The organism is Allosphingosinicella sp., assembly GCF_036387215.1.
Taxonomy (GTDB): domain Bacteria; phylum Pseudomonadota; class Alphaproteobacteria; order Sphingomonadales; family Sphingomonadaceae; genus Allosphingosinicella.
Genome location: NZ_DASVUE010000081.1, coordinates 1 through 10,566 on the forward strand (window position 1 = coordinate 1; position 10,566 = coordinate 10,566).

Annotated in this window: 11 protein-coding genes and 1 tRNA gene; 3 read left to right on the forward strand and 9 right to left on the reverse strand. The window is 66.9% G+C overall.

Annotated elements, in window-relative coordinates; translation table 11 throughout:
• A partial coding sequence (locus VF662_RS03530; RefSeq protein WP_464137746.1) for a class I SAM-dependent methyltransferase occupies window positions 1-1,058 on the reverse strand: 1,058 nt, incomplete at its 3' end.
• A gap of 121 nt (window positions 1,059-1,179) precedes the next feature.
• Here VF662_RS03530 and VF662_RS03535 point away from each other — a divergent pair.
• On the forward strand, window positions 1,180-1,758 hold the full coding sequence (locus VF662_RS03535; RefSeq protein WP_464137748.1) for a YqaA family protein: 579 nt from the start codon (window positions 1,180-1,182) through the stop codon (window positions 1,756-1,758).
• A gap of 6 nt (window positions 1,759-1,764) precedes the next feature.
• On the opposite strand, the gene VF662_RS03540 is transcribed toward VF662_RS03535, so the two are convergent.
• Window positions 1,765-2,616, reverse strand: a complete 852-nt coding sequence (locus tag VF662_RS03540) for an arylamine N-acetyltransferase family protein (RefSeq protein ID WP_464137751.1) — start codon at window positions 2,614-2,616, stop codon at window positions 1,765-1,767.
• A 221-nt stretch (window positions 2,617-2,837) separates the two neighbouring features.
• Here VF662_RS03540 and VF662_RS03545 point away from each other — a divergent pair, with 221 nt between their 5' ends.
• The gene (locus VF662_RS03545) at window positions 2,838-4,931 is read left to right on the forward strand and encodes a transglycosylase domain-containing protein (protein WP_464137753.1); all 2,094 of its coding nucleotides are present in this window, start codon (window positions 2,838-2,840) and stop codon (window positions 4,929-4,931) included.
• Window positions 4,932-5,101: 170 nt separating this feature from the next.
• Window positions 5,102-5,281: a hypothetical protein gene (locus VF662_RS03550; RefSeq protein WP_464137756.1), complete on the forward strand. Its 180-nt coding sequence runs from the start codon at window positions 5,102-5,104 to the stop codon at window positions 5,279-5,281.
• A gap of 3 nt (window positions 5,282-5,284) precedes the next feature.
• On the opposite strand, the gene VF662_RS03555 is transcribed toward VF662_RS03550, so the two are convergent.
• The 7 genes from VF662_RS03555 to VF662_RS03585 all read right to left on the reverse strand — a co-directional run bounded on the left by VF662_RS03555 (window position 5,285) and on the right by VF662_RS03585 (window position 10,432).
• Window positions 5,285-5,360: transfer RNA gene (locus VF662_RS03555), tRNA-Val, on the reverse strand.
• 48 nt (window positions 5,361-5,408) lie between these two features.
• Window positions 5,409-6,314, reverse strand: coding sequence for a winged helix DNA-binding protein (locus VF662_RS03560; protein ID WP_464137760.1), 906 nt, complete (start codon window positions 6,312-6,314; stop codon window positions 5,409-5,411).
• A gap of 156 nt (window positions 6,315-6,470) precedes the next feature.
• Complete coding sequence (locus tag VF662_RS03565) at window positions 6,471-7,208, reverse strand: aspartate/glutamate racemase family protein (protein WP_464137762.1); 738 nt, start codon at window positions 7,206-7,208, stop codon at window positions 6,471-6,473.
• 140 nt (window positions 7,209-7,348) lie between these two features.
• Window positions 7,349-8,845 carry an NAD(P)(+) transhydrogenase (Re/Si-specific) subunit beta gene (locus VF662_RS03570; protein ID WP_464137764.1) on the reverse strand — a complete coding sequence of 499 codons (1,497 nt, stop codon included), beginning with the start codon at window positions 8,843-8,845 and terminating at the stop codon, window positions 7,349-7,351.
• Complete coding sequence (locus VF662_RS03575; protein WP_464137765.1) at window positions 8,845-9,129, reverse strand: NAD(P) transhydrogenase subunit alpha part 2; 285 nt, start codon at window positions 9,127-9,129, stop codon at window positions 8,845-8,847. Before VF662_RS03575 ends, VF662_RS03570 begins: the two co-directional genes overlap by 1 nt.
• Window positions 9,130-9,143: 14 nt before the next feature.
• The gene (locus tag VF662_RS03580; RefSeq protein ID WP_464137768.1) at window positions 9,144-10,274 is read right to left on the reverse strand and encodes a Re/Si-specific NAD(P)(+) transhydrogenase subunit alpha; all 1,131 of its coding nucleotides are present in this window, start codon (window positions 10,272-10,274) and stop codon (window positions 9,144-9,146) included.
• Window positions 10,275-10,294: 20 nt separating this feature from the next.
• Complete coding sequence (locus VF662_RS03585; RefSeq protein WP_464137770.1) at window positions 10,295-10,432, reverse strand: aa3-type cytochrome c oxidase subunit IV; 138 nt, start codon at window positions 10,430-10,432, stop codon at window positions 10,295-10,297.
• Window positions 10,433-10,566 lie beyond the last annotated feature (134 nt).

A 10,566-nucleotide genomic window follows, 5' to 3' on the forward strand; every position in this document is an offset into this window, starting at 1 on the left:
AGCGCGGTGATCTCCGCCTGGTTGGCGTTCGTCCGCCGGTACCATTCCTCCAGCGTGTGCGCATAATGGTAGCGCATCGCCTCGGCGTCGGCGGTGACCATCTTGTGCCGCTCCGCCTCCGCGACCAGCTCCGACAGCGACGGGATGTAGCCGCCCGGGAAGATGTACTTCCGGGTCCATTTGTCGGTCACGCCCGGCCCGCCCATCCGGCCGCAGCAGTGCGACACCATCAGGCCGTTCGGCGTCAGCAGCTCGCGCGTCTTGGCGAAGAAGCCGGGATAATGCGGCGTCCCGAGATGCTCGATGAGGCCGACATTGACGATCCGGTCGAACGGCCCCTCGACGTCGCGATAGTCCATCAGCTCGAACTTCACCTTGTCCGAGACGCCGGCGGCGGCGGCGCGTTCGCGGCAGAATTCGATCTGGTCCGGCGCAAGCGCGATCCCCAGAACCTCGACGCCGTAATGGCGGTGGAGGTAGAGCGCGAGCCCGCCCCAGCCGCAGCCGATGTCGAGCACCCGCATCCCCGGCTTCACATAAAGCTTGGCGGCGATATGCGCCTTCTTGTCCAGCTGCGCCTGTTCGAGGCTGTTCCCGGTGTCCCGGTAATAAGCCATCGTGTACTGCCGATCCTCGTCGAGGAAGAGCTCGTAGAGCTTACGCGTCAGGTTGTAGGTGTGCTCGGCGTTCCGGCGCGAGCGGCTCTTCCAGTTGACCTGGTCGAGCCTTCCGGCCGCATAATTGATCGAGCGCCGCACCGGCCCCTTCGGCTTCAGAGCGCCCTTTTTCTCGAACGGCGCATTGTAGCGGATGAGGAGCACGAGGTCGCGGATGTCGCCCCGCTCCACCACCAGCCGGCCGTCCATATAGGCCTCGCCCGCGCCGACGCGCGGGTCCTTGGCGATGTGCCAGGCGGCGCCCTTGTCGGTTAGGCGGGCGGTCAGCGGCCCGTAATTGGGGTCGGGCGCGCCGTAGCGATATTCCTTCCCGTCATGGTCGATGATCGTAAGCTCGCCCTTCCTGACGAGCTTGCGGAGCATTTTGTCGAGCAGCCACATGGAGGCAACCTTATTTAGTTTCGCGGCGGAATCCAGCCGTCCGGAGCTAGTGCTCCGCCGATTTTGCCACTAAGCCGCCACTAAGGCTCTCGCCTTCCTCCCGACAGCTTCATGAGGCACGATGTTTCGCGGACTCTACGACTGGACATTGCGGCTTGCGGGCCACCGCCACGCCATCCGCAGCATGGCCGCGATCTCCTTTGCGGAAAGCTCGTTCTTCCCGATCCCGCCGGATGTGATGATCGTGCCGATGATCCTCGCACGCCGCGATCAGGCCTGGCTGATCGCCGCCGTCTGCACGGTCTCGTCGGTGGCCGGCGGAGCGCTCGGCTACGCGATCGGCTATTTCCTCTACGACACGCTCGGCCAGTGGCTAATGAACTTCTACGGCATGAGCGACGGTATCGAGCAGTTCCGCGCCTGGTACGACAAATGGGGCGCCGCGATCATCCTCGTGAAGGGGCTCACCCCGATCCCGTTCAAGCTGGTGACGATCGCGAGCGGCTTTGCGGCGTTCAACTTCCCGCTCTTCCTTGCCTGCGCGCTTGTGACGCGCGGCGCGCGCTTCTTCCTGATCGCGGCGCTGCTGAAGCGCTTCGGACAGCCGATCCAGGATTTCATCGAACGGCGCCTGACGCTTGTCGGCCTGCTGTTCCTTGCGGCGCTGGCCGGCGGGTTCGCGGTGGTCGCTCTCGTCTGACGCGCTTCAGGCGGCGAGGTCGAGGCTCGCCAGGAAGTCCGCTCCGCTTGCACGGCTGACCCGCGCCCAGAGCGGCGCGACGTCGCGGATCTGCAGCTGGAAGACGTCCCGAAGCAGGCGCGCATATTCCTCGGCGCTCTCCACCTCTTCCACGCGCTCCCCCTCTGCGGTGAGCACGCTGTGGGTGCGGCCGACCAGGCTCTCGAGCCGGTCCGGAAAATGCCGCTGCGCGATCGCGTTGCAGACGAACGGCGAAGCCGGGTCCTTCTCGAGCCAGCGGCTCTTCTCGTCGAGCAGGGCCTCGTCCGTCACCTCCAGCGAGAAATCGAACGAGGCCGGCACCGCGCCCGGATGGTTGTGGAGCCGCCACCAGCCGCCGCCGACCCGCTCCAGCGCAAGCCGCTTGAAGCCCTGCCGCAGCGGCCCTTCCACCAGCGGCGCCGGCTCGACGAGCCCGACGCCGACGGAGACGTCGCAGAGGTAGGTGCGGTCGAGCTTCACGGCGAGCGCGAGGTGGTTGCCCACCGCCGCCGCTCCCATCTTCTCGCGCATCACTCCGGCGGCGAGCCGCTGCACCCTGAAGCCGATCGCTTCCAGCATGAAGGCGAACAGGCCGTTCGATTCGAAGCACCAGCCGCCGCGGCCCTGGACGACGATCTTGCGGAATGCGGCGCGCGGATTGCGGCTGACGGGGGTGCCGAGCTGGACGTCGATATTCTCGAACGTGACGGCTTCCACGTGGAGGCGGTGCAATTCCCTCAAGGTCGCGAGGTTCGGAAGCGCCTCGCCCTCGAAGCCGATCCTCGCCAGATAGGCATCCAGCGCGTCCCTCACCCGAAAGCAGCTCGTGATCGCCATCGCTTCGTCTCCTCGTGTCTCCGCAATGGACGAGGCCGCTCCGGATTGAAGCCGGCTGCGATGAAGGCGGCCGATGCGGCGACGAGGCTGCGTTTATTTTCTTCGCGAGGGTCCCCGGGCGGAAACCAATTCGCCACCGTTCCGTTCGGCAGATTGGCCCCACAAGCGGTTGAGTAGAGTATGCCCAGGGTGTTGATCTCCCCCCTTTCCCGCCGCGTCTTATGCTGACGCGGACCAGTCCACCGGCCGCGGACACGGACGGCCCCGATTACGTCCTCGAAGGAAGCGATCTCATCGAGCAGCCGCCCGCCCGCCGCGGCCGGCTGGCGCGGAGAATCGCCGCAGGGACCGGCATCTTCCTGCTTCTGCTCGTGCTCGTGCTCGCGCTGACGGCGCCGCTCTCGAAGTCGCTGAAGCCGATCACCGCGCCGAGCATCACCTTGCTCTCGGCGGAAGGCCGGCCGATCGCGCGCAAGGGCTCGGTCACCGATCTTCCGGTCGAAGCCTCGAAGCTTCCAAGGCACGTGCCCCAGGCCTTCCTGGCGATCGAGGATCGCCGTTTCTACGAGCATCTCGGGATCGATCCCTGGGGCCTCGCCCGCGCCGGCGGCCGCAACCTCGTCTCCGGCGGCGTCGTCGAGGGCGGGAGCACGATCACTCAGCAGCTCGCCAAGCTCGCCTTCCTCTCGTCCAAGCAGACGATCGGCCGCAAGGCGCAGGAAGCGATCCTCGCGCTCTGGCTCGAAGCGTGGCTCAGCAAGGACGAGATCCTCTCGCGCTACATGTCGAGCGTCTATTTCGGCGACAATGTTTACGGCCTTCGGGCGGCCGCCAACCATTATTTCAGCCGGCGGCCGGAAGAGCTCACCGTTGAGCAGGCGGCGATGCTGGCGGGGCTCGTCAAGGCGCCCTCCTCCCTTGCTCCCACCAGGAACCTCAAGCGTGCCCGCGAGCGCGGCAAGGTGGTCGAGGCGGCCATGGTGCAGGCGGGCTTCATCGATCGGGCGACCGCGAAGAAGCTGCCGACGGTTCAGCTCGTCCGCGGCGCGGTGAAGGATGTCCCGAGCGGCACCTATTTCGCCGATTGGGTGCTGAAGCAGATGGGCGAATCGGAGCCGCGCTACGGCGAGCAGCGGATCGTCACCACGCTCGAGGACCGGCTCCAGCGGCAGGCGGCGCAGGCGATCCGGGCGGCCGGCGTCGGCGGGGCACAGGTGGCGCTCGTCTCGATGCGCACGGACGGCCGGGTGGTCGCGATGGTCGGCGGCAAGAGCTACAAGCAGAGCCCCTATAACCGCGTCACCCAGGCGAAGCGGCAATCGGGCTCCACCTTCAAGCTGTTCGTCTACCTTGCGGCTCTCCGCGCCGGCTACACGCCCCGCGACACGATCGAGGACCAGCCGCTCCGGATCGGCAATTGGAGCCCAAGCAATTACGAGGGCAAGTATCGCGGGATCGTCACGCTTCGCGATGCCTTCGCCCATTCGAGCAACGTTGCCGCCGTTCGCCTGTCGGAGCGCGTGGGGCGCGAGCGGGTGATCCAGGCGGCGCGCGACCTCGGAGTGACGAGCGACATCGAGCGCGGGCCCACGCTTGCGCTCGGCACCTCGGCGATCACCCTGATGGAAATGACTTCCGCCTTCGCCTCGGTCGCCAAGGGCGATTATCCGGTGCGCCCGCGCGGCCTTCCGGAGGCGGAGGACGACAGCGGCGGGACGCCGTTCGAGGGCTCCGTCAGGCGCAACATGATGGAGCTGCTCTGGGCCGTCACCCACGAGGGCTCCGGCCGCGGTGCGGCGCTTCCGATCCCCACTTTCGGCAAGACCGGCACCTCCCAGGAGAGCCGCGACGCCTATTTCATCGGCTTTGCCGGCGATCTCGTCACCGGCGTCTGGATCGGCAGGGACGACAACAAGCCGCTCGGCGACGTCCAGGGCGGCGGCATCCCCGCCCGCATCTGGCGCGCCTTCATGGTCGAAGCGGTGAAGAACGCGCCCGCGGCGGCTGCTCCGGTCCCGCTTGAGCTTCCGGCGGACGAGGCGGTCCTCACCCCCGGCACGCCGACCGAAGCAACCGGAGCTTATGACATCGGCGGCTACGACGTGGACGACAGCCCTCTCCCCGCCGAGCCGCTTGCACCCGAGCTGGCGGCTCCCGCTCCGGCGCCGGAAGACGAGCCCGCTGACGAACCGCCGCCGCCGGCCGAGGATAACCCGCCCGCGCCCCGCAACATTCCGACCGTCACGCCGCCCCCGCCGCCGCCCGCTCCAAGGGACGAGCCTCCGCCGGACGATCCGGACGGCGCGAGCCGATAGGCGGCCGGGGAGACTGAAATGTTCTTTTTCTTCTCGAACCGGATGGGGTGCCTCGGCTCGCTCGCGCTGTCGATCATCGCGTCGCTCGTGCTCCTGAAGCTGCTCGGCTGGTTCTAGTCCGTAAGGGTTCCGCAACCGATTCGAGGTTAATGGCCTCTTCGGAGAGTGGGATGAACCTGAAGCGCCTCGAGATGCACGACGGCAGCGTCGCGATCGTCAATGCGGACCAAGTGCTTTGGCTGGAAGCGCGGGACGCGCGGACGACGCGTCTCCATTTCAGCGGCAGTCAGTCGATCCACGTGCGCGGCTCCGTCGCCGACATCGCCAGGCTGCTGACGCACGCCCTCTGATCCTGGTGGGCGCTGACGGGCTCGAACCGCCGACCCTCTCGGTGTAAACGAGATGCTCTACCAACTGAGCTAAGCGCCCCTCGCGGGTGCTGGCGCCACTGCCACTTCGCCCGGCGGCGGGCAAGGGCTAGAGGTTCAGCGGCGAGATGCGCTGAGCGGCGCCGAGATAGGAGCGAAGCCCCTCCGCCGCCTGCGGTGCAAGCTCGATATAGACGCGGCGCCCGTCCTGCGGGTCGGCCGCCCGGACGAGCAGGCCGACATCCGTCAACGTCTTGATCCAGCGAAGCGCCGTCGTCGCCGGAACGGCGGCGGCAATGCAGAGGCTGGAGACCGCCACGCGCTGCTGCTCGAGATGCGCCGCGTAGAGATCGAGCAGGATGTCCCAGGCGGGGTCGGCAAACAGGTCGGGTCCGAAATACTGGTCGCGCAGCCGCCGCGCGCGGATGATCGCCCGAACCGCGCCCGCGTCCACGGCCTCGCCCGCATCCCGCGGGGCGACGCTCTCCTCCTTCGTGCCGTCCGCCGAAATCCGTTCGAGCGCGGAGGCGATCCTGCGCACTTCCTCGCTGATCTGCTGGAGCCTCGGCGGGCCCTGCTCGCCGCCGACGTCGTGCAGCCTGTGCCGGGGCCGCGAAACTGCAAGCCCTATCGCCGCCGCTCCGTCCACCCGGTCGGCATCGGCGATGAGCTCGATCCGGCGATGCCAGGCGCAGCCTGCGATCGTGTCCATCAGCGCAAGCGGTGCAGAGACCACGCTTCCATGAAGCCCCGCCTCCCCGGCCTGCCGGAGCGCTGCAAGAAGATCGTCGAGCGGCGCGCCGTGGTCCCGCTCCACGTCGAGGAAGACCGCGTCCACGGCCGCCTGGCGCCGAAGCCGCTCCGGCGCTTCCTCAAAGCTTGCCTTGCCGGCGACTCGGCAGCCGGCGAGCTCCGCGGATCGCGCTCCCCGCTCAAGCCCCTTCGGGCTGTCCGCCACGATCAGGACGGGGGGTTCTCCGCCGAACCCGACCGCCCCAAGTGCGCCTTCCGCCATTCTTCCCCCCGTCTCCGCTCCGCCCGCCCCGGCCGAAGCCCGGTCCGAAGCGGCCGTTTGGGGCTCTGCTTTGGTCCAGACCGGAGATACTTAGCAGCTGCAATGGGATAGGGGACGAAAACTTGATCCGTTTTGACGATTTTCGCGCGCTGCGGCTCAGGCCGCCGCCTCGGTCTCCCTCACCTCGATCCGCTGCGCCTCGCGAAGGCCGAGGATCCACTCCACCGCCGCCTGCGCGTGGAGGGCGGTCGTGTCGTAGACCGGGATCACGTTGGCGACCGGATCGACCAGCATCACGAGTTCGGTGCAGCCGAGGATCACCGCCTGGTTGCGCGCCTGGCCCATGATCGTGAGGCAGGTCTTCAGCGTCCGCTGCGACACGCGCGAGACCCGTCCGCGCGCCAGCTCCTCGAAGATGATCCGGTCGATCTCCTTCATCATCCCCGGATCGGGCGTGGAGACGGCGATGCCGTTGGATTCGATCCGGTCGCGGTAGAAGCTTTCCGACATCGTGTAGCGCGTGCCGATGAGGCCGGCCCGCTTGACGCCGTCCTTGACGAGCTTCTCGGCCGTCACGTCGCCGATGTGGAGGATCGGAATGTCGATCTTGCCGGCGATCCGGTCGTACATCTTGTGCGCGGTGTTGCTGCACAGGATCAGCCCCTCGGCGCCCGCATCGGCGAGCCGCCGCGCGGAATCGATCAGCATCTCCGCAAGGCCGCCCCAGTCCCCTTCCGACTGCCGCTCCGCGACATGCGCGAAGTTGAGGCTCTCGAGCAGCAGCGGAGCCGAATTCAGCCCGCCGAGCCGCCGGGCGACACCCTTGTTGATCCCCTCATAATAAAGCGCGGTCGACGCCCAGCTCATCCCGCCGATTAAACCCAGTTTCCGCAACGTCCCACCCCTTCGAATTCCACCCGGAATCGGGTGCCCGCGACCAGCTTAGAGAAGCGCTCGAGAGGTTGACAGGGGATGCCGCTCGGCTCGGCGCATCGGGCGGATCAGCCGCCGCACTGTCGCCTCAGGTGACGGCGTCAGCCGAGGGACTTCACGATCTCTTCCACCATCTTCTTGGCGTCCGCGAGCAGCATCATCGTGTTGTCGCGGTAGAAGAGCTCGTTGTCGACGCCCGCATAGCCGGCGCCGCCCATCGAGCGCTTGATGAACAGCACCGTCTTCGCCTTCTCCACATCAAGCACCGGCATGCCGTAAATGGGCGACGATTTGTCGGTCTTGGCGGCCGGGTTGGTGACGTCGTTGGCGCCTATCACAAAGGCCACGTCGCTCCGCGCGAATTCCGAGTTGATGTCCTCGAGCTCGAACACCTCGTCATAAGGCACGTTCGCCTCGGCCAGCAGCACGTTCATATGCCCCGGCATTCGCCCCGCCACCGGGTGGATCGCATATTTGACGCTCACCCCCTCGTGCTTCAGCAGGTCCCCCATCTCCCGGAGCGCGTGCTGCGCCTGAGCGACAGCCATTCCGTAGCCCGGAACGATGATCACCTGCTCCGCTTGCTTCATCAGGAAGGCCGCGTCCTCCGCCGAACCCCGCTTGTAAGGCCGGTCGATCGCCGCGCCCCCTGCCCCGCCTGCCGCCGCGTCGCCGCCGAAGCCGCCTGCGATCACCGAGATGAAGCTCCGGTTCATCGCCCGGCACATGATGTAGCTGAGGATCGCGCCCGATGAGCCGACCAGCGCGCCTGTAATGATCATCGCGCTGTTCTGCAGCGTGAAGCCCATCGCCGCCGCCGCCCAGCCCGAATAGCTGTTCAGCATGCTGACCACGACCGGCATGTCCGCGCCGCCGATCGGAACGATCAGCAGGAAGCCGATGAGGAAGGACAAGGCAGTCAGGGTCCAGAACACCCACGGATCCTGGTCTGTCGTGAAATAGGCGATGAGCGCCAGGATCAGCGCAAGCGTGCCCAGGTTGATGACATGCCGGGCGGGCAGCAGGATCGGCTTGCCCGACATGTTGCCGTTCAATTTCAGGAAGGCGATCACGGAGCCCGAGAAGGTGATCGCCCCGATCGCAGCACCGAGCCCCATCTCGACCCGGCTGACGGGCAAGATGCTCATGAACGACCGTGAGGCGATCGGCGTCACCCGCACGGCGATGCCGAATGCCTCCGGGTTCAGGTAAGCGGCTGCGGCCACCAGCACCGCCGCCAGGCCGACGAGGCTGTGGAACGCCGCCACCAGCTGCGGCATCGCGGTCATCGCGATGCGGCGCGCGGTAATGAGTCCAATTGCAGCGCCGATCGCTATGGCTGCGGCAATTTCAAGCAAGCCCCAAATGACGGCTCCCTGGTCCATCGAAAGCGCAAACCCGAAAGTGGCAAGGTCTCCGCCAAAGGCGTGGGTGATCAACGTGGTGGCGACAGCAATCGCCATGCCGATCATGCCCAAGCGGTTGCCGCGTTGAGAGGTGGCGGGACTCGAAAGCCCCCGCAGGGCGAGGATGAACAGGGCACCGGCCATGAGATAGGCAAGAGAGGCCCAGCTCGGCGTGGCGGCGGCTTCGTGCATCAGCGCCGCTCCTTCTTCTTGTACATGGCCAGCATTCGCGCAGTCACCGCGAACCCGCCGAAGATGTTGACGCTTGCAAGCACCACGGCGAGGAGCCCGAGCCACTTGGCGCCCGGCACCCCGGCCGCCGCAGCTGCGATCAGCGCCCCGACGATGATCACCGACGAGATCGCGTTCGTCACCGCCATCAACGGCGTGTGCAGCGCCGGGGTCACCCCCCACACGACGAAATAGCCGACGAAGCAGGCCAGCACGAAGATCGACAGGATCGTGATGAAGTCCACAGGCGCTCCTTTCGTCAGCCGGCCAGTAGCCGCTCGTTGACGATCTGGCCGCTGCGGGTCAGGCGGACGCCCTTCACGATCTCGTCGTCGTCGGGGAGGGTGACGCGGCCGGCTTCCTTGTCCCAGAAGGCGCTGAGGAAGTTGTAGAGGTTGCGCGCGTAAAGGGCCGAGGCGTCGGCGGCGAGGCGGCTCGGCACATTGCGGTGGCCGACGATGCGGACGCCGTGCCGCTCGGTGACCGCGCCGAGCACTGCGCCCTCCACGTTGCCGCCCTGCTCCACCGCAAGGTCGACGATCACGCTGCCGGGGCGCATGCTTGCGATCTGAGTGTCCGAGATCAGCCGCGGCGCCGGGCGACCGGGGATCAAAGCGGTCGTAATGACGATGTCCTGCTTGGCGATGTGGCTGGAAACGAGCTCGGCCTGCGCAGCCTTATATTCGTCCGACATCTCGGTGGCGTAGCCGCCGGTGCCTTCGCCTTCGATGCCCTTCACGTTCTCGACGAAGATCGCCTTCGCGCCGAGGCTTTCGATCTGCTCACTGGTGGCCGCACGCACGTCCGTTGCCGAGACGATGCCGCCCAGCCGCCGTGCGGTCGCGATCGCCTGCAGGCCCGCGACGCCGACGCCCATGATGAAGATGCGCGCCGCCGGGATCGTGCCCGCCGCGGTCATCATCATCGGGAAGGCGCGGCCATATTCGGCCGCCGCATCGAGCACCGCCTTGTAGCCCGAAAGGTTCGACTGCGAGGACAATATGTCCATCGATTGCGCGCGGGTAATGCGCGGCATGAATTCCATCGCCAGCGCCTCGACGCCGGCCGATGCATATCCGTCCACCCGCTCCCGGTACACGAACGGGTTCAGCGCCGCCACGAGCAAAGCTCCGGACGCGATGCCGCCAAGGGTCGCGGGGTCCGGCCCCTGCACGCCAAGCACCGCCTCGGCGCCGCCGAGCACCTGCTCGCGCGGCCCCACGGTGGCACCGGCCGCTTCGTAATCGGGATCGGCGATCGACGCGCTGCTCCCCGCCCCCGCCTCGACCGCGAGGGTGGCACCGAGCGCGATGAACTTCTTCACCGTCTCCGGGGTGGCGGCGACACGGCGCTCGCCTTCCGCTGTTTCCTTGAGGACCGCTATCTTCATTCGCGCGCGGCCCTTTATGGTCAGTTGGAGATGATCAGAACAACGAACATCGCGACGATGAAGGAGAGGATGGTTCCCCACTTCATCATCGATGCGAAAGCCGAATAGCTCTTCGCGTGGAACTGCATCTCTTCCTGGGTGTCGCCGTCGGCTGCCATCCTCGACCCTCGCGCTAATCTGAGCTGTGCCGCACTCCTAGCAACGCAGCCTGTGTCCCCCAAGCCCTAAATTGGGACGCTCTTAAGCGGCCCTTTACCGGTAGCCGCTAGAGCGGGCGCTTCGTAGAGGAAGA

Excerpts from the sequence above, each read along its gene's own strand:
- VF662_RS03535 (WP_464137748.1), top strand. The coding sequence starts at position 1,180 with ATGTTTCGCGGACTCTACGACTGGACATTGCGGCTTGCGGGCCACCGC.
- VF662_RS03560 (WP_464137760.1), bottom strand. The coding sequence starts at position 6,314 with ATGGCGGAAGGCGCACTTGGGGCGGTCGGGTTCGGCGGAGAACCCCCC.
- VF662_RS03585 (WP_464137770.1), bottom strand. The coding sequence starts at position 10,432 with ATGGCAGCCGACGGCGACACCCAGGAAGAGATGCAGTTCCACGCGAAG.
- VF662_RS03540 (WP_464137751.1), bottom strand. The coding sequence starts at position 2,616 with ATGGCGATCACGAGCTGCTTTCGGGTGAGGGACGCGCTGGATGCCTAT.
- VF662_RS03545 (WP_464137753.1), top strand. The coding sequence starts at position 2,838 with ATGCTGACGCGGACCAGTCCACCGGCCGCGGACACGGACGGCCCCGAT.
- VF662_RS03550 (WP_464137756.1), top strand. The coding sequence starts at position 5,102 with ATGAACCTGAAGCGCCTCGAGATGCACGACGGCAGCGTCGCGATCGTC.
- VF662_RS03580 (WP_464137768.1), bottom strand. The coding sequence starts at position 10,274 with ATGAAGATAGCGGTCCTCAAGGAAACAGCGGAAGGCGAGCGCCGTGTC.
- VF662_RS03570 (WP_464137764.1), bottom strand. The coding sequence starts at position 8,845 with ATGCACGAAGCCGCCGCCACGCCGAGCTGGGCCTCTCTTGCCTATCTC.